Origin of the sequence: Streptomyces tatrensis, assembly GCF_049310065.1 — a bacterium.
GTDB lineage: Bacteria > Actinomycetota > Actinomycetes > Streptomycetales > Streptomycetaceae > Streptomyces.
In genome coordinates, this window is the sequence record NZ_JBMDLB010000011.1 from 2,258,164 (window position 1) to 2,276,743 (window position 18,580).

Genomic DNA, 18,580 nt, shown 5'->3' on the forward strand with positions numbered 1-18,580 from the left:
TCGGCTTCATGGGCGGGTTCGTCATCGCGTGTGTCCTTCCGAAGGGCGCAGCAGGGGCGGGTGCAGGGTGTTGGCGGGGCCGGGCCGGTAGAGCGCGGCCGGTTTGCCGCGGCCGCCGGTGAGCCGGGCCGCTCCGGGCACGGCCTCGACGAAGCCGGGCGTGGCCAGGACCTTGCGGCGGAAGTTGGGGCGGTCCAAGGCGGTGTCCCAGACGGTCTCGTAGACGGCCTGGAGCTCGCCGAGGGTGAACTCGGGCGGGCAGAAGGCGGTGGCCAGGCAGCTGTACTCCAGCTTCGAGCCGACGCGGGACCGGGCGTCCGCGAGGATCTCCTCGTGGTCGAAGGCCAGTCCGAAGGCCGGGGCGCAGGCCTCCCCCACCGGCACCCAGCGGGCCCGGTCCGCGTCTCCGCCGCCCCCGGCCACCGGTTCCGGCAGGTCGGGGACGAGCGCGGTGAAGGCCACGGAGACCACCCGCATGCGGGGGTCCCGGTCCGGTTCGCTGTAGGTGCGCAGCTGGTCCAGGTGGAGGGCGTCGATCACCTGCGCCGACAGGCCGGTCTCCTCGGCCAGTTCGCGCCGGGCGGCCGTCTCCGCCGACTCCCGCGGCAGCAGGAAGCCGCCGGGCAGCGCCCAGGCCCCCGCGTACGGTTCCTGCCCGCGCCGGATCAGCAGCACGTGCAGGGTCCCGCCGCGCACGGTGAAGACGGCGAGGTCGACGGTCACCGCGAAGGGTGCGAAGGCGTGCGGGTCGTACCCGGGGCTGCGCCCGGGTCCAGGTCCAGGTCCGGTGTCACTCATCGGCTCCGCTCCCCCGTCTGCCCGGCCACTCGCTCCGCGACGCGCTCCGGCAGCGGATCCGCGAACTGCCAGCCCTCCGCGAGGAGTCCGTCGACGGCGGCCACCGCCGCCGCCAGCCGCGCCCGGCGGTCCCCGCGGACCACCAGGTAGCGCTTGCCGGTCCGTTCCAGCTCCTCCAGGAACCGCCCCGTCATCCACGGCCGGAGCTCCGCGCCGTCGCGCAGCCCGTCGTCCTCGAAGGGCACGTCCGCGTGGTCGGTGAGCAGGTACAGGTCCCGCCGCGTCCCGGCGGCGATCCGCTCGGCCTCCGCGCTGCGCCCGCCCATGTACCGCTCGTGCCAGATCCCGGTGGCGAAGGAGTCCGTATCGCAGAAGAGCACCGGAGATCCCAGCCGGGCCGCCCGCTCCTCCTCCGCGTCCTGCCGACGCGCGATCACCGGGAACTCCGCCGAGGTGAAGCTCACGTCGGCCCAGGTCGCCGCCGGGTCCGCGGCGCGCGCGGCCGCGAGCCGCTCCTCGCTGTAGCGCCGGCCGTATTCGGCGACCCAGCCCGTCTTCGCCCACACGCCGCCGCGCCCCCGCCAGTGCTCGGCCAGGGCCCGCGACAGCGTGGTGGTGCCGGTGGACTCGGCGCCGAGTACGACGATCCGCCGGGTCAGCGCCGCCCGTACGGCGGGCCCGAGGAACTCCCAGTTCCCGACGGGGTCGGCCCGTACGGCCGTACCGGACACCGGGAAGAGGGTGCGGTCCAGGTCCACGCAGACCTCCTCGGCGCCGAACCGCCGCGCGAGCTCGGTCCCGTAGGCCTCGGACGTGAAGACCGCGTCGACCGGGCGGCGCACCGCGCCCCGGAAGATCGCCATGTGCGCCTCCCAGACGGCCGGGTCGTGGAGGTCGACCGGGATGTCGTCGACCGCGCCGACGACCTCGGCGCCCGGGTGCGCCTCGCGCATCCAGGCGACCCGGTCGGCGAGCGGTACGGACTCCACCGAGGCCGCGCAGACCAGTACGGTCAGCCGCTCGCACTGGTCCTGCGCGGTGCGCACCAGGTGGTGGTGGCCGGCGTGCGGCGGATAGAACTTGCCGAGGACCAGGCCGTGTCCGTGGCGCTTCATGCCGCCGCCGCCAGCGCGTCGCGGGCCGGGAGCGCCCGGCGCCAGCCGAGCAGTCCGGCCACGCACAGGGCGAGGAAGCCGGCGTAGAGCAGGGAGGTCAGGTACAGCCCCTGGTAGGCGTACAGCGGGATGTACACGAGGTCGGCGGCGATCCACAGCCACCAGGACTCGACGAGCTTGCGGCACTGGCCGTACGTGGCCATGAGCGAGAGCCCGGTCGTGGCCGCGTCCCAGAACGGGACGGTGGAGTCGGTGACCCGGCCCAGCAGCAGCGTCAGGCCGAGCACCGCCACCGCCCCCGCCGCGGCCAGCACGGTCCACTCGGCGGCCGTGGTGCGGCGCACCGGCAGGGCCGTGGTGGTGCCAGGTCCACCCCCGTGGGTCCAGGACCACCAGCCGTACGCGGCGAGGGCGATGAAGACGATCTGCAGCCCGGCGCCGGCGTAGAGGCCCGCCTGGGCGAAGAGCACGATGAAGAAGACGTTGTTGGCGATGCCGATCGGCCAGTTGGCGATGTGCTGCCGGGCGACCAGCCAGACGCACACGGCCCCCGTGACGAACCCGAGGATCTCGGTCCAGCTCGTCTGCCATCCCATGACGCCCCCCAATCCTTTTATAGTCAGGTTGACTATAAAAGGATTGGGGGCGTCGCACAACCAAAAAAACCCGCGGCGCCCGAAGGCACCGCGGGTTCTGGAGGCCCGTGTGGGCCGGGGGTCCTACAGACCGACCTCGCGCATGAGCATGCCGACCTCGGTGTTGGTCAGGCGGCGCAGCCAGCCGGACTTCTGGTCGCCGAGCTCGATCGGGCCGAAGGAGGTCCGCACCAGCTTCTCGACCGGGAAACCGGCCTCGGCGAGCATGCGGCGGACGATGTGCTTGCGGCCCTCGTGGAGGGTCACCTCGACCAGGTAGTTCTTGCCGAGCTGGTCGACGACGCGGAAGTGGTCGGCGCGGGCGTAGCCGTCCTCCAGCTCGATGCCGTCCTTGAGGCGCTTGCCGATGTCGCGCGGCAGCGGGCCGGTGATGGCGGCGACGTAGGTCTTCTTCACGCCGTACTTCGGGTGCGTGAGGCGGTGGGCCAGCTCACCGTGGTTGGTGAGCAGGATGATGCCCTCGGTCTCGGTGTCGAGCCGGCCGACGTGGAAGAGACGCGTCTCACGGTTGGTGACGTAGTCACCGAGGCACTGGCGGCCGTCCGGGTCCTCCATGGTGGAGACGACGCCGGCCGGCTTGTTCAGCGCGAAGAACAGGTACGACTGGGTGGCGACGGTCAGGCCGTCGACCTTGATCTCGTCCGAGGGCTTCACGCGCTTGCCCTGCTCCAGGACGATCTCGCCGTTGACCTCGACGCGCGCCTGCTCGACGAGCTCCTCGCACGCACGGCGCGAGCCCATGCCGGCACGGGCGAGCACCTTCTGCAGACGCTCACCCTCCTCCTCGGCGCCCGGGAAGGTCTTCGGGGTCTTGATCACGGGCTTGTCGGCGTACCGGTCGCGCACGCGCTCCTCGATCCGCGCCTCCAGCTCGCGCGGCTTGGACTGGCCGCTGCGGGAGCCGGGGCCGATGCGCGGGCCGCCGGCGCCGCCGATGCCCGGGGTACGGGAGACCTTCGGGCCGCCCTTGGCGCCACCGCGGGCCGCAGCACCGCGTGCGCCGCCACCGCGGTTGCCGTCGGCCGCGCCGCGGGCACCGCCGCCGCCCGCCTTGGCACCGCCGCGGCCGTTGCGCTCACCCTCGGGGCCCACGTCGTAGCGACGCTCCTCGGGGCGCGGGTTGCGGATGCGGGGGGCCTCCTCGCGGTCACGGTCGGAGGAGCCGCCCTGGTAGCCGCCGGAGGAGCCGCCACCCTGGTAGCCACCGCCGGAGGAGCCGCCGCGGGAGCCACCGCCCTGGTAGCCACCGCCCGAGCCACCGCCCGAGCTGCCGCCACGGGAGCCGCCACCCTGGTAACCGCCGCCGGAGGAGCCGCCACGGGAGCCACCGCCCTGGTAACCGCCGCCCGAGGAGCCTCCACGGGAGCCGCCGCCCGAGCTGCCGCCACCCTGGTAGCCGCCACCGGAGGAGCCGCCGCGGGCGCCGCCACCCTGGTAGCCACCGCCCGAGGAGCCTCCACGGGAGGCACCGCCCGAGCTGCCGCCACCCTGGTAGCCGCCACCGGAGGAGCCGCCACGGGCGCCGCCACCCTGGTAGCCACCGCCCGAGCTGCCTCCGCGGGAGCCGCCGCCCGAGCCGCTGCCGCCGCCGGAGCCGCCACCGCGGTAGCCACCGCCGCCGCCGCTGGAGGAGCCGCCGCGGGGGGAGCTACCGCGCCCGCCACCACCGCCGCCGCTGTTCCTGTTGCCGCCAGAGTTGCCGTTGCCGCTGCTTCGCATCAAAGTTCCGTCGTCTTGTCGTCTTCATCGGTATCCGGAGAGTCCGGATCGAACGACGGAACACCCTCTTGCGTCTCGGCTTCGATCGCGTCCGCCTCGGGGAGGAAGGGCGCGAGCTCCGGGAGCTCGTCCAGGCCACGCAGGCCCATCCGCTCCAGAAAGTAGTTCGTCGTCCTGTACAGGATCGCACCTGTTTCGGGTTCCGTCCCCGCCTCCTCCACCAGACCCCGCTGGAGGAGGGTGCGCATGACCCCGTCGCAGTTGACTCCGCGGACCGCCGAGACCCGCGACCGGCTGACCGGCTGGCGGTACGCGACGACGGCCATCGTCTCCAGCGCCGCCTGGGTGAGGCGGGCCTGCTGGCCGTCCAGGACGAAGGCCTCCACCGCCGGCGCGTAGTCCGCCCGGCTGTAGAACCGCCAGCCCCCGGCGACGAGCCGCAATTCGAATCCGCGGCCCTGGACCTCGTACTCGTCCACCAGCTCGCGCAGCGCCCGCGCGACCTCGCGGGGGGTCCGCTCCAGCACCTTGGCCAGGTGCGCCTCGGTCGCCGGCTCGTCCACGACCATGAGGACGGCCTCCAGGGCGGGCTTGAGCGCCAGCCCGGCGACGGGGGTCGCCGCGTCGTTCATTCCTTGACCTCCACGATCTGGTCGAACTCGTCCGTCACCGTCGGCATGCCGTCCCCGTCCCCGCCGCTCCAGCGCACGGTGAGCGTCTGCAGGGCCTCCTCCTGGTCCAGGACCACCGCCTTCTCCCGGTAGAGCTCCAGGAGGGCCAGGAAGCGCGCCACCACCGTCAGGGTGTCGGCGGCGTCCTCGGTGAGCTCCTGGAAGGTGGCCACGCCGCGCGCCTTGAGCAGCGCCACGACCAGCCCGGCCTGCTCCCGGACGCTCACGAGGGGCGCGTGGATGTGGTCCACGTACACCTGGGGCTTCGCCCGGGGCTGCATGGCCTTGACCGCGAGCCGCGCCAGCCCCTCGCCGCCGATGCCGATGACCACCTCGGGGAGCAGCTCGGCGAGGTGGGGCTCCAGCCCCACGGTGCGCGGGTAGCGCTTGCCCTCGGTCTCGGCCCGGTCCTGGAAGATCTCGGCGATCCGCTTGTACGCCCGGTACTGCAGCAGCCGCGCGAACAGCAGGTCCCGGGCCTCCAGCAGCGCGAGGTCCGCCTCGTCCTCGACCTCGGCGACGGGCAGCAGCCGGGCCGCCTTCAGGTCCAGCAGGGTGGCGGCGACGACGAGGAACTCTGTCGTCTGGTCGAGATCCCAGTCGGGCCCCATCGCACGGATGTACGCCATGAACTCATTGGTGACCTCGGACAGCGCGACCTCGGTCACGTCCATCTTGTGCCGGGAGATCAACTGCAGCAGCAGATCGAAGGGCCCCTCGAAGTTCCCGAGGTGCACCGTGAACCGCCCGTCCCCGACCGGGTCCGCCGCGGCCGCACCTTCGGCGCCTCCGACCGAGGACCCGGGAGGAGCCGCAGGAGGCCCCACGGGACCCGGCACGACCTCCTCGGCCTCCCCGACCGTCCCGGGGTCCTCGGAGACCCTCTCGGGGCCCTCGGGGCCCTCAGAGCCGCCCACGGGCCCCCAGGGGGCCTCCGGGGCGGGTACGGGCGCGGCAGACGGGCCGAGCGGGGCGGGTACGGAGAACTCCTCCTCCGGCACGGAGGCACCGGGCCCGCGGCCCAGCGAGCGGCGGGGCGGGAGGCCGGGTTCGGCGGGAGGGGGCATCGCGGTCCAGGGTGGTACGGAAGGAGCGGCTGATCGGGCCGTGGCCCAGTACCCAAGGCTCCCACGCGCTACGCCACGGAAGCAGCGGGGACCCGGGCAAATCCCCCAGGGCCAGCCAAGCCCGTCCGACACTCGAGGACCGCGGTCCGGGGCGGAGCCCCAGGACACCTCAGCCGTCCGGCGCTCGAGGACCGGGCTCCGGGGCGGAGCTCCGGGATCATCCAGCCCGTCCGGCGCTCGAGGACCGGGCTCCGGGGCGGAGCCCCGAGATCATCCAGCCCGTCCGGCGCCTGAGTACCGGGGTCTGGGGCGGAGCCCCGGGATCATCCAGCCCGTCCGGCGCTCGAGGACCGGGTCCGGGCAGAGCCCGGGGAACGGGCGAAGGGCGGGTAGGGGAACCTCACCCCCGCACAGCGGGCGGCACCGACGACTTCCGGCCTCCGGCCCCGCCCTCGGGACCCGCACCGCAGGGGGCCGACGGATCGACCCGCCCGCACCCCCGGAGGGCTCAGCGCCCCCGCAGCCGCCGAACCAGGATGCTCGCGTCGCCGCGGGACTCCAGGTCCGCCAGAACCACCGCGACGGCCTCCCGCACGATCCGCCCGCGGTCGACCGCCAGACCGTGCTCCCCGCGCAGCACCAGCCGCGCGTGTTCCAGGTCCATGAGCTCCTCGGCGGAGACGTAGACCGTGATCTTCTCGTCGTGCCGTTCGCGCCCGCTGGGCCGCCGGTTCGCACCCCGGCCCTGCCCCTTGACCCGACCGGGGGTGGGGGCGGGGACGGCGTTACCGGAACCTTCCTGCGGGCGCCGCTGCGGACCGACGCCCGGCTCCGTACCGGCCTCAGCCTCCCGGCTGCGACCCTCCCCCGCCGTGCCCTCCGCCGCCGACGCGGCGTGCTCGACTCCCCGCGACGACGGCGAGGACGACGTCAGCGCCATCCCCCCGGTCGTACGGAACAGTTCGTCGGCTCCGGGCAGACTCACTCGGCGGGACACCGGGCGAGCACCTCCCTGGCCAGCTGGCGATAGGCGGCGGCACCGACGGAGTTGGAGGCGTACGTGGTGATCGGCTCGCCGGCGACCGTGGTCTCCGGGAACCGCACCGTACGGCCGATGACCGTGTGGTAGACGTGGTCGTCGAAGGCCTCGACGACGCGCGCCAGCACCTCACGGCTGTGCACCGTACGGGAGTCGTACATCGTGGCGAGGATGCCGTCGAGCTCCAGCTCCGGGTTGAGCCGCTCCTGCACCTTCTCGATGGTCTCGGTCAGCAGCGCCACACCGCGCAGCGCGAAGAACTCGCACTCCAGCGGCACGATGACCTTGTGAGCCGCCGTCAGGGCGTTCACGGTCAGCAGACCGAGCGAAGGCTGACAGTCGATCACGATGTAGTCGTAGTCGGGCAGCAGGGGCTTCAGGGCCCGCTGCAGCGTCGACTCGCGCGCGACCTCGCTGACCAACTGCACTTCGGCGGCCGACAGGTCGATGTTGCTCGGCAGCAGGTCCATGTTGGGGACCGCCGTCTTCAGCAGCACCTCGTCGGCCGACATGCCCCGCTCCATGAGCAGGTTGTAGACCGTCAGGTCGAGTTCCATCGGGTTGACCCCGAGGCCGACCGACAGCGCGCCCTGCGGGTCGAAGTCGACGAGGAGCACCCGTCGTCCGTACTCCGCGAGCGCGGCACCCAGGTTGATGGTCGACGTGGTCTTGCCCACGCCGCCCTTCTGGTTGCACATCGCGATGATGGTCGCCGGACCGTGATCGGTCAGCGGACCCGGGATCGGGAAGTACGGCAGCGGCCGTCCGGTCGGGCCGATCCGCTCGCGGCGCTGGCGTGCAGCGTCGGGGGCGAGAGTGGCCGCGTACTCGGGGTCGGGCTCGTACTCCGCGTCCGGGTCGTAGAAATGCCCCTCGGGCACCTGTTCGTAGTCGGCGAGACCCACGGGCTTGTCGCCGCTCAGGTCGCCGGCCCTGGAGTTCACGTCTAGGCCGTCCATGCTCTTTTGGGGCGTCGTCATGTGCTGGTGGTTTGCGAAGGTGCGGACCGCTACGGATCCCACGGCTTCGATTCCGGCAGGACCCTGGCCCCGCGCAGGCCCTCCTGCTCGACCACCTCCAGGAGCAAATGTCGACTCATTCACAAGTCGTCTTACCTCCTCGGACGTGACCAGGACACTTATCGATAGGTCAGCGTGGCACCATGCCGACGGTTGGCGACTCTATGGCGTGTCACCACTCAGCGGCAACACAATCCGCCGGACCCACCGCGATGTGTCGGCAACCGAACACCACTCTGTCAAGGGCGCACGAGCTGTCGCCGGGAAGTTTCGCGGGTGTGCGAAAGGGTTAAAGGGTTACGTTCGAGGCGAGTTGAGCGGCCTCGCCGGGGACCCCGGGAACGCCTCCGGCCGGACCTCGCGAGCAAGGTCCGGCCGGATACGTGAGATTGACGTCAGTCGTTGACGACTCAGCCGAGAAGCGTGCTCAGCTCGAGGGTCTCGAGACCGTGGGCCTCGGCGACCTCACGGTAAACGACCTGGCCATCATGGGTGTTGAGGCCCAGCGCGAGCGCCGGGTCACGACGCAGCGCCTCGACCCAGCCGAGGTTCGCGAGCTGCACGATGTAGGGCAGCGTGGCGTTGGTCAGCGCGTACGTGGAGGTGTTCGGCACCGCGCCCGGCATGTTGGCGACGCAGTAGAAGACCGAGTTGTGGACCTGGAAGGTCGGCTCGGCGTGAGTGGTCGCGCGGGAGTCCTCGAAGCAGCCGCCCTGGTCGATCGCAATGTCGACAAGGACACTTCCGGGCTTCATCTTGGCGACGAGCTCGTTGGTGACCAGCTTCGGGGCCTTCGCACCCGGGATCAGCACCGCGCCGATGACGAGGTCGGCCTCGACGACGGCCTTCTCCAGCTCGAAGGCGTTGGAGACGATCGTCTTGATCTTCGTACCGAAGATCTTGTCGGCCTCGCGGAGCTTGTTGATGTCGCGGTCCAGCAGGGTCACGTGGAAGCCCATGCCGACGGCGATCTGCACGGCGTTCCAGCCGGAGACGCCACCGCCGATGACCACGCACTCGCCGGCGTGGGTGCCGGGGACGCCGCCGGGGAGCACGCCGCGGCCGCCGACCGAGCGCATCAGGTGGTAGGCGCCGACCTGCGGGGCCAGGCGGCCCGCGACCTCGGACATCGGGGCGAGCAGCGGGAGGGCGCGGTTCGCCGTCTCGACCGTCTCGTACGCGATGGCGGTGGTGCCGGACTCCAGCAGGGCGTCCGTGCACTCGCGGGAGGCCGCGAGGTGCAGGTAGGTGAAGAGGGTCTGGTCCTTGCGGAGGCGGTGGTACTCCTCCGCGATGGGCTCCTTGACCTTCAGCAGCAGGTCGGCGGTCGCCCAGACCTCGTCGGCGGTGCCGAGGATCTCGGCGCCGGCGGACACGTACTCCGCGTCCGTGATCGAGGAGCCCACACCGGCGTTCTGCTCGATGAAGACCTGGTGGCCGCCCCGGACCAGCTCATGCACGCCGGCAGGCGTGATGGCGACCCGGAACTCGTTGTTCTTGACCTCGCGGGGGATGCCGACCTTCATCGTGGCTCACGGTCCTTGGCTCAGGGGATGTTTCGGGCTACTTCAATACAAACCCGTCCACAAGAACGCGCAACGGGATGCACCAGAGGATGACCTGGTGAAGCCAGTCTAATGAAGGATGAGCGGCTGTCTAGCCTTGCAAAGTAATAATCTCAGTCGGAAACGCTGCGGATTTCGCAGGCTGCGGGGTCATCTCCCAGCAATCTGTCGGCTGCGGACCTGTGCAGCCTGGCAGCCGCGGGATCCCCGAGCCGGTCCAGCGTGTCCGCCAGTCGCACCTGGAGCGCGGCCTGAAGCCGCAGGTCCCCGGCCTTCCGCGCGAGCTCCACCGCCTCGCGGCAGGTGTGCAGCGACTCCTCGGGCCGCCCCGCGTACTCCTGGATCCGCGCCATCTCGCTCAACGCCTTTGCCTGGCCCGGGACATCGGCCAGCTTCCGGTAGCCGGCCGAGGCCGCCCGCCAGCTCCGCAGCGCGTCCCCGTACCGGCCCGCGTACGTGTGCACGTTCCCCAGCCGTCCGTACAGCCGCGCCTCGTCCGCGCGCTCCCCCCGGGCGAGGGCGTGGGACAGGGCCCGGCCGAACCAGTCGGAGGCCCGGTGCCAGTCGCCCAGCTCCTGGTGCGCGCCACCTACGGATTCCATCGCGCGGCCCGACGCGTACGGGTCCTTCGCCGCCTTTCCCGCGGCCAGCGCGGCCCGGTACCGGTCCAGCGCCTCCCGGGTCCGGCCCGTCTCGGCGTCCAGATCGGCCAGGTTCAGCAGCGCTGCGGCCTGTTCCCGGTGCAGATCGCGCCGCTCGGCCACGTCCAGCACGAGCCGGTGCAGCCCGTACAGCTCGGGCGCGGCCCCGGCGGTGCCGCGGTGCTCGGACAGGGCCCCCGCCAGCGCCGCCACGAACCTGCGCGCCAGGGTGTCCAGCTCCCCGTCGGCCACGGCCAGCGAGGCGGCCGCCAGCAGCGCGGGCAGCCGGGTGTCCAGCCAGGTCTCCGCCGCCCGCCGGTCGGCGAAGCGCAGCGCGCGCGGCACCCCGTCGAGCTTCTCCGGCGCCCCGACGGGTCCGTCGTATCCCTCGGATCCGTCCGCGTCCGGCTCCGCCATGGCCCGGCAGGAGAGCAGCAGCCGTACGGTGCGCTCCAGCATCCGGGCCCGCGCGAGCTGGACCTCGGCGGGCCGCTCCTTGGCCTCCAGCAGGGCCTGGAGCAGCGGCGCGAGGCAGCCGGGCAGCAGGTACAGCCCGTCGTGGGCGGGCCTGAGCAGGCCCAGCGCGGCGAAGTCCTCCAGGGTCGACTGCGCGGCGGCCACGGAGCAGCCGGCGAGGGCGGAGGCGACGTGGGAGTCGATGAGACCCGCGGGGGCAAGCGGAAGCAGCCGCAGGGTCCGCTGGGCGGGCTGCGGGAGGGATTCGTAGACGAGCCTGAAGGCCTTGGCCAGCGGGCCGCCGACACCGGCGGGCATGTCGTGCAGCTGCTTGCCCACGTCCGCCACGGAGGCCTTGGGGCGCGCGGCGAGCCAGCCGCCGGCCAGGGCGAGCGCGGCGGGCTGGCCGCCGCACTCCTCGGCGAGGGCTTCGGCGGCGCGGGGGTCGTTGGCGACGCGGATGTCGCCGATGCGCTGGACGAGCATGCGGACGGCCGAGGGGGTGTCCAGGCCGCCGAGCGTGCAGGGGCGGACATCCGGAATCCCGGTCAGGGGGCCCTCGGCGGTGACGACGACCAGGCACTCGGGGGTGTCCGGCAGCAGGGCGTCGACCTGGTGCGGATCGGAGGCGTCGTCGACGAGCAGGACCATGCGGCGGCCGGCCAGGGCCGTGCGCAGGGCCGAGCTGAGATCGTCCTCGGCGGCGCCGGGCGGGGTGGGCTGCCCGAGCCCCTCCAGGAGGGTGCGGACGGCACGCTCCGTGGCGACCGTCTCCCCCGTGGGGGCGGTGAGGCGGACCTTCAGCACCCCGTCGGGATAGTCCTCGGCGATCTCCCGGACCAGCGCTTCGGCCAGGGCGGTCCGGCCGGAGCCAGGTCGCCCCGCGACGAGCAGCACGCGGGCCCGCGGGGACTTGGCCTTGCGGCCGGAGAGGGTGTCGAGCCCGGTTCGCGCGATGTCCTCGCGGAGCTCCTTGAGCTCACGCCGCCGCCCGACGAAATCCGTCACGGATCCGCTCCTCTCGCTGCCTTCGGATTGCGAGCGTAGTTCACACAGAGCGACGGACCGGGTGGAGCGCGGCGGACAAATCGCCCGATCGGATCAGCGGATGGGCACATTTACCTCCTTCTTCACGCGCCCCTCGCACCGCTCAGCGCTGGCGCGCTTCCCGGGCTTCGCCGCGCTGCGCCGGACTCCGTCCGGCGGTGGCCGGGCGGGGCTGCCGCCACCGCCGTCCCGGCGCGGGGCCCGGTGGGCGGGTGCCGGCCGGACTGCCCTGCGGGGCTGGGTCCCCTACCCGCCCTTCCACCGTTCCCAGGGCCGGCCCTGACCCGGTCCTCAAACGCCGGACAGGCTGAAGGGAACGGGGCACCGGGCTGCGCCCGGACCCCTGGGGCTCCGCCCCAGACCCCGGTCCTCAAACGCCGGACGGCTGAAAAGACAAACCCCGGCCGGGACGAAACACTCAGCCCCCGGCCGGGACTGGACGTTCCCCCCGGCCGGGGTCGAAGGCTCGCCGGGTCGGGGACGGGGGCGGGGTGGGGCGTCGGCCTGGACGTAAAGCGTGATTTGTGGCGCAAAAGAAACCCGCCACCCTCAAAGCCGAACACAGGGCGCCTAAATCATGCAGTCCAGGCCGACACCCCACCCCGCCCCCGGCACCGGCCCCACCCGCAGCAGGCGCCGACCAAGGCCACCCCAGCCCCGCCGGCGTTTGAGGCGCAGGGGCGCGGGGGCCGGCCCCCGGAACGGCCCCGCCGGGGCTACGCCTCGTACGGTCGGGCCGGCCAGGGGGTGTCCGCCGGGCGGAGGGAGGACAGGGAAGGGTCGGCGGCGAGGGCGGCCGACAGGGCCAGGACTCCCGTCACGAGCCCGGGGTTGCCCAGCTCGCCCGCCAGGACGCCCCGTACCAGCTCCGGCAGCGGCACCCACGCCAGCTCCATGTCCGCCTCCTCCGAGCCGGACTCCGCGTAGCGCTCGCCGTCCGCCTCGGCGACACCCCGCGCGAGGAAGATCCGGATGGCCTCGTCGGAGCCCCCGGGGGACGCGTAGAAGTCGGCCAGCACCCGCCAGTCCTCGGCCTTGACGTGCGCCTCTTCCTGCAGCTCGCGCTGCGCCCCGTGCAGCGGGTTCTCCCCCACGACGTCCAGCAGGCCCGCCGGCAGCTCCCACAGCCGCCGCCGCACCGGGTGCCGGTACTGGCTCAGCACGAGCACCCGCCCCGCGTCGTCCAGTGCGAGCACGCACACCGACCCGGGGTGCACCTGGTAGTCGCGGCGGGCCGCGGACCCGTCCGGCATCCGCACCTCGTCGGAGGCGACCGCCGTCTTCGCGCCCTGGAACGGCCGCTGCGTCGACACCGTCTCCCAGGATTCCGCAGTGTCCTTGATCTCCATGCCCCGAAGCCCTCCACAACGCGCGACAGCCGGGGTACGGATCTCCGTACCCCGGCTGCCAACGTTATGCGGTCGTGCGGCTACTTCGCGGCCTGCTGCCGCTCCACGGCCGCCTTGACCAGACCCGCGAACAGCGGGTGCGGGCGCGTCGGGCGCGAGCGCAGCTCCGGGTGGGCCTGGGTGGCCACCAGGTAGGGGTGGACCTCGCGCGGGTACTCGACGTACTCGACGAGCTTGTTGTCCGGGGAGGTGCCGGAGAAGACCAGACCGGCCTTCTTCTCCAGCTCACCGCGGTAGGCGTTGTTGACCTCGTAGCGGTGGCGGTGGCGCTCGTCCACGTACGCCTGGTCCCCGTAGACCTCGCGCACGATGGAACCCTCGGCGAGCTTCGCCGGGTACAGGCCCAGACGCATGGTGCCGCCCAGGTCACCCGCGCCCTCGACGAAGGCCAGCTGCTCCTCCATCGTGGAGATCACCGGGTGCGGGGTCGAGGCGTCGAACTCGGTGGAGTTCGCGTCCTCGATGCCCGCCAGGTTGCGCGCGGCCTCGATGACCACGCACTGCAGACCCAGGCACAGGCCGAGCAGCGGGATCTTGTTCTCGCGGGCGTAGGTGATCGCGCCGACCTTGCCGTTGACACCGCGGTCGCCGAAGCCGCCGGGCACGCAGATCGCGTCCACGTCGCCGAGCACCTCCGCGGCGCCCGCCGGGGTCTTGCAGTCGTCCGAGGTGACCCACTTGATCTGGACGCGGGCCTTGTTGGCGAAGCCGCCGGCGCGCAGCGCCTCGGTCACCGACAGGTAGGCGTCCGGCAGGTCGATGTACTTGCCGACGAGCGCGACCTTGACCTCGTGGTCGGGGTTGTGGACCCGGTCCAGCAGGTCCTCCCAGACGGTCCAGTTGACGTCGCGGAACGGCAGGTCGAGCTTGCGCACGACGTACGCGTCCAGGCCCTCGGTGTGCAGCACCTTGGGGATGTCGTAGATCGACTTGGCGTCGATCGCGGCGACCACGGCCTCCTCGTCGACGTCGCACATCAGCGAGATCTTGCGCTTGATGGAGGTCGGGACCTCGCGGTCGGCGCGCAGCACGATGGCGTCGGGCTGGATGCCGATGTTGCGCAACGCCGCGACCGAGTGCTGGGTCGGCTTGGTCTTCAGCTCGCCGGAGGGGCCGATGTAGGGCAGCAGCGAGATGTGCACGACGAAGACGTTGTCGCGGCCGACCTCGTGGCGGACCTGGCGGACGGTCTCCAGGAACGGCAGCGACTCGATGTCGCCGACGGTGCCGCCGACCTCGGTGATCACCACGTCCACATCGTCGGTCGCCATGCGCCGGATGCGGTGCTTGATCTCGTTGGTGATGTGCGGGATGACCTGCACGGTGTCACCGAGGTACTCGCCGCGCCGCTCCTTGGCGATGACCTGCGAGTAGACCTGGCCGGTGGTGACGTTGGCCGAGCCGTCGAGGTCGACGTCGAGGAAGCGCTCGTAGTGACCGATGTCCAGGTCGGTCTCGGCGCCGTCGTTGGTGACGAACACCTCACCGTGCTGGAACGGGTTCATCGTGCCGGGGTCGACGTTCAGGTACGGGTCGAGCTTCTGCATCGTGACCCGAAGACCGCGCGCCTTCAGCAGCGCACCCAGGCTGGAGGCCGTCAGGCCCTTGCCGAGGGAGGAAGCGACACCCCCGGTGACGAAGATGTGCTTGGTCGTCATGGATTTGGGCGGCATCGCCAAGAGGGGGCTCCCGTGGTCGCGAAGGTGAGGTGCGTCCGGCGCCGGCCACCGTCGAACCGGAGGGTCTCAGGGGGCGCCGAAGCTGCGGTTTCGGGGCTCCTGATTCGCACAGGCAGACCACCGGTCCACGGGATACCAGCCTATCAGCGCCCGGGCCGGTCCGCCTCCGGCCACGCGCCGGGGCACCTTCCGCGGGCCCCGTCACCGCGACGACGCCCTGCTCACCCGTTCAGCCGAGTGGCATTGTTCCGGGGCTAAAGGGGATCACTAGGGTGCCGTCATATCCTGCTCGGATATCGATCACACTCACCGCCGAGCAGTCCGGCGAACGGCGTAATCCCGCCGGTTCCGGAATCATGGGCTCAACGCGGCGATCCACCACCCACAGGAGACCGCGCAACCGCGCAATGCAAGCGCCCCTCGGGGCGGACGTGCTGTTCGACTGGAGATGCAACGTGTCCGGGCGCATCGAGGATTACGCACTGATCGGCGACATGCAGACCGCGGCATTGGTCTGCCGGGACGGGGCGGTGGACTGGCTGTGCCTGCCACGGTTCGACTCCCATGCCGTCTTCGCGAGCATTCTCGGCACCGAGGAACACGGGTTCTGGCGGATCGGCCCGGCGTTCCCGGCCGGCGCCGAGGCCCCGCGTGCCACCCGGCGCCGCTACCGCGGTGACTCGCTGGTCCTGGAGTCGGAGTGGGACACCCCGCGCGGCACGGTCCGCGTGATCGACTTCATGCCGCCCCGCGAGGACCACGCCCCGCAGATCATCCGCATCGTGGAGGGCATCAGCGGGCGCGTCCCCATGCGCTCCGCGCTGCGCATGCGCTTCAGCTACGGCCGGGTCGTTCCCTGGGTGCACCGGGTCGACGACCGCACCGTGGCCGTGGCGGGCCCCGACTCGGTCTGGCTGGACACCGAGGTGCAGACCTACGGCAAGGACCTGACCACGTACTCCGACTTCACCGTCGGGCCGGGCGACCGGAAGGCCTTCTGCATCAGCTGGCAGCCCTCGCACAAGAAGCCTCCGCAGCCGCCCGAGCCCGAGGAGGCGCTCGCGACGACCACCGAGTTCTGGCGGGACTGGGTCGAGCAGTGCACGTACCACGGCCCCTACCGGGAGGCGGTGATCCGCTCCCTGATCACCCTCAAGGCGCTCACGTACGCCCCCACGGGCGGGATCGTCGCCGCGCCCACCACCTCCCTCCCGGAGGAGATCGGCGGCAGCCGCAACTGGGACTACCGCTACACGTGGCTGCGCGACGCCGCCATCACCCTGTCCTCGCTGCTGCGCACCGGCTACCGCGAGGAGGCCTCCGCCTGGCGGGACTGGCTGCTGCGCGCGGTGGCCGGCGACCCGGAGAACCTGCAGATCATGTACGGGATCGCCGGTGAGCGCGAGCTCGGCGAGACCGAGCTCGACTGGCTGCCGGGCTACGAGAACTCCGGCCCGGTCCGGGTCGGCAACGGCGCCGCCGGCCAGCTCCAGCTCGACGTGTACGGCGAGGTCACCGAGGCCCTGCACCTGGGCCACATGACGGGCCTGGCGCGCAACGACTACGCCTCCCTGCTCCAGCTCAAGCTGATCCGCTACCTGGAGACCAACTGGGACCAGCCCGACGAGGGCATCTGGGAGGTGCGCGGTCCGCGCCGGCACTTCGTGCACTCGAAGGTGATGGCGTGGGTGGCCGTGGACCGCACGATCAGGCTGATCGAGAGCGGCGACGCGGACGGCCCGCTGGAGCGGTGGCGCGAGATGCGCGACGAGATCCACCAGGACGTCTGCGAGAAGGGCTACGACAAGGAACGCAACACCTTCACGCAGTCCTACGGGTCCAAGGAGCTGGACGCGTCCCTCCTGCTGATCCCGCAGATGGGCTTCCTGCCGCCGGACGACAAGCGGGTGATCGGCACGATCGAGGCGATCCAGCGCGAGCTGTCGACCCCGGACGGCTTCATCCTGCGCTACCCGACGTCGGGTGAGGAGGCGGGCGTGGACGGTCTGGCGGGCGACGAGGGGGCCTTCCTGGCGTGCTCGTTCTGGATGGCGGACGACCTGGCGATGATCGGCCGGGTCGACGAGGCCCGCCGCCTCTTCGAGAAGCTGCTGGCGCTCCGCAACGACCTGGGGCTGCTGGCGGAGGAATGGGATCCGAAGCTCCAGCGCCAGGTCGGCAACTTCCCCCAGGCCTTCAGCCACGTCCCCCTGATCGACACGGCCCTGCGGCTGACGGCGAGCGGAGCGTACGGGGGCTGACTACCCTGGAGGGGTCGTTCGCCTTTCCGCCTCTCCCGGAAGGGGGTAGCCATGGCTCCCCTCTCGAAGGCGGGCACGGCACTTGCCGAGCTCCGCGAGGATCTGTCCGGCGCCGTACTGGTTCCGGACGATCCGGGGTACGACGAGGCCCGGATCCTCTACAACGGGATGATCGACCGCAGGCCGGCCGTCATCGCGCAGTGCGAGAGTCCGGTGGACGTGGTGACCGCCGTGCGTTTCGCACGGCGGCTCGACCTGCCGATCGCGGTGCGCGGCGGCGGCCACAGCGTGGCCGGCATGTCCCTCAACGACGGCGGCGTGGTCGTGGACCTGCGCCGCATGCAGGAGGTGACGGTCCATCCCGGGGCCTCGGCCGTCCGCGTCGAGGGCGGCGCCACGATGAGCCATCTGGACCGGGCCTGCGAGCGGTACGGACTGGCCACCACCGGCGGCCGCGTCTCCACCACCGGGGTGGGCGGCTTCGTGCTCGGCGGCGGCACCGGGTGGCTGGACCGCAAGTTCGGCCTGGCGGTGGACAACCTGCTCGCCGTGGACCTGGTGACGGCCGACGGGGAGATGGTGACGGCGACCGCGGAGGACCACCCCGAGCTGTTCTGGGGGCTGCACGGCGGCGGCGGCAACTTCGGCATCGCGACCTCGCTGACCCTGCGGCTGCACGAACTGCCGGTCATGTCCCTCGCGTTCCTGCTGTACCTGCCGGAGCACGGGCCCGAGATGGTCCGTACGTACCGGGACGTCATGGAGGACGGGCCCCGCGAAGCCGGCGGCGGCGCCATCTACATGACCGGCCCGCCCGAGGAGTTCGTCCCCTCGCACCTGGTCGGCCGACTGCTGGCGGGTGCGCTGATCACGTACGCGGGCCCCGTGGAGGAGCTGCGCCGGCTGGCCGCGCCGCTGCTGGCGATCCCGCACGAGGCGGAGCTGGTGACGGTCCTGCCCTACCCGGACCTCCAGTGCATGCTCGACGATCCGCCGGGCATGCGGAACTACTGGTCGGCGGAGTACCTGACCGGGGTCCCCGACGCGTTCGTGGACGTGTTCTGCGCCCGCGCGGACTCCATGCCGGTGCCGAGCGGCACGCAGCACGTGGTGTGGCCCCAGGGCGGCGCGATCGCCGAGGGGCCGGCCGACTACCCGGTGCCGTTCCGCGACGCGCCCTGGGCGGTGCACCCGTTCGGCGCCTGGGAGGACCCGGCCGACGACGACCGCTGCCGCCAGTGGGTCAAGGACGTCCGCGCCGACGTCCAGCCCTGGAGCACCGGCGCGGTCTACCTCAACTTCACCGGGGACGAGGGCGGAGACCGGGTGGTCGCCGGCCTCGGCGCGGAGAACATCCGGCGGCTGGGCCGGTTGAAGCGGGAGTACGACCCGGACAACGTCTTCCGCTTCAACCACAACATCCAGCCCGCCTGACCGC

The 18,580-nt window shown here is 72.1% G+C and carries 14 protein-coding genes; 2 read left to right on the forward strand and 12 right to left on the reverse strand.

Features of this window, described 5'->3' with window-relative positions; translation table 11 throughout:
- Window positions 1–21 precede the first annotated feature (21 nt).
- The 12 genes from ACODT5_RS25955 to ACODT5_RS26010 form a co-directional block, all read right to left on the reverse strand.
- A complete protein-coding gene (locus tag ACODT5_RS25955) occupies window positions 22–798 on the reverse strand; it encodes an NUDIX hydrolase (protein ID WP_422521644.1) in 777 nt (258 codons plus the stop codon).
- Window positions 795–1,913 carry an AAA family ATPase gene (locus ACODT5_RS25960; RefSeq protein ID WP_422521645.1) on the reverse strand — a complete coding sequence of 373 codons (1,119 nt, stop codon included), beginning with the start codon at window positions 1,911–1,913 and terminating at the stop codon, window positions 795–797. The genes ACODT5_RS25955 and ACODT5_RS25960 overlap by 4 nt, the downstream gene beginning before the upstream one ends.
- Window positions 1,910–2,509 (reverse strand): nicotinamide riboside transporter PnuC, encoded by a 600-nt coding sequence (gene pnuC / locus ACODT5_RS25965; protein ID WP_422521646.1) that lies wholly within the window; start codon window positions 2,507–2,509, stop codon window positions 1,910–1,912. Before pnuC ends, ACODT5_RS25960 begins: the two co-directional genes overlap by 4 nt.
- A gap of 123 nt (window positions 2,510–2,632) precedes the next feature.
- Window positions 2,633–4,288, reverse strand: coding sequence for a pseudouridine synthase (locus tag ACODT5_RS25970; protein WP_422521647.1), 1,656 nt, complete (start codon window positions 4,286–4,288; stop codon window positions 2,633–2,635).
- Window positions 4,288–4,920 carry an SMC-Scp complex subunit ScpB gene (gene scpB, locus ACODT5_RS25975; RefSeq protein WP_422521648.1) on the reverse strand — a complete coding sequence of 211 codons (633 nt, stop codon included), beginning with the start codon at window positions 4,918–4,920 and terminating at the stop codon, window positions 4,288–4,290. Before scpB ends, ACODT5_RS25970 begins: the two co-directional genes overlap by 1 nt.
- Entirely contained in the window at window positions 4,917–6,026 is a 1,110-nt protein-coding gene (locus ACODT5_RS25980) for a segregation and condensation protein A (protein ID WP_422521649.1), read from the reverse strand. Before ACODT5_RS25980 ends, scpB begins: the two co-directional genes overlap by 4 nt.
- Window positions 6,027–6,534: 508 nt before the next feature.
- The gene (locus ACODT5_RS25985) at window positions 6,535–7,023 is read right to left on the reverse strand and encodes a hypothetical protein (RefSeq protein ID WP_422521650.1); all 489 of its coding nucleotides are present in this window, start codon (window positions 7,021–7,023) and stop codon (window positions 6,535–6,537) included.
- Complete coding sequence (locus tag ACODT5_RS25990; RefSeq protein WP_385378510.1) at window positions 7,008–8,045, reverse strand: ParA family protein; 1,038 nt, start codon at window positions 8,043–8,045, stop codon at window positions 7,008–7,010. Before ACODT5_RS25990 ends, ACODT5_RS25985 begins: the two co-directional genes overlap by 16 nt.
- Before the next feature lie 449 nt (window positions 8,046–8,494).
- The gene (gene ald / locus ACODT5_RS25995) at window positions 8,495–9,610 is read right to left on the reverse strand and encodes an alanine dehydrogenase (RefSeq protein WP_383953709.1); all 1,116 of its coding nucleotides are present in this window, start codon (window positions 9,608–9,610) and stop codon (window positions 8,495–8,497) included.
- A gap of 152 nt (window positions 9,611–9,762) precedes the next feature.
- Complete coding sequence (locus ACODT5_RS26000) at window positions 9,763–11,754, reverse strand: AAA family ATPase (protein ID WP_422521651.1); 1,992 nt, start codon at window positions 11,752–11,754, stop codon at window positions 9,763–9,765.
- Between the two features lie 755 nt (window positions 11,755–12,509).
- The gene (locus tag ACODT5_RS26005) at window positions 12,510–13,142 is read right to left on the reverse strand and encodes an NUDIX domain-containing protein (protein WP_422521652.1); all 633 of its coding nucleotides are present in this window, start codon (window positions 13,140–13,142) and stop codon (window positions 12,510–12,512) included.
- Window positions 13,143–13,222: 80 nt separating this feature from the next.
- Window positions 13,223–14,875 carry a CTP synthase gene (locus ACODT5_RS26010; protein WP_422521653.1) on the reverse strand — a complete coding sequence of 551 codons (1,653 nt, stop codon included), beginning with the start codon at window positions 14,873–14,875 and terminating at the stop codon, window positions 13,223–13,225.
- 413 nt (window positions 14,876–15,288) lie between these two features.
- On the opposite strand from ACODT5_RS26010, the gene ACODT5_RS26015 reads away from it, so the two are divergent.
- Entirely contained in the window at window positions 15,289–17,142 is a 1,854-nt protein-coding gene (locus tag ACODT5_RS26015) for a glycoside hydrolase family 15 protein (protein ID WP_422521654.1), read from the forward strand.
- 51 nt (window positions 17,143–17,193) lie between these two features.
- Window positions 17,194–18,576 (forward strand): FAD-binding oxidoreductase, encoded by a 1,383-nt coding sequence (locus ACODT5_RS26020; protein ID WP_422521655.1) that lies wholly within the window; start codon window positions 17,194–17,196, stop codon window positions 18,574–18,576.
- Window positions 18,577–18,580: the final 4 nt, after the last annotated feature.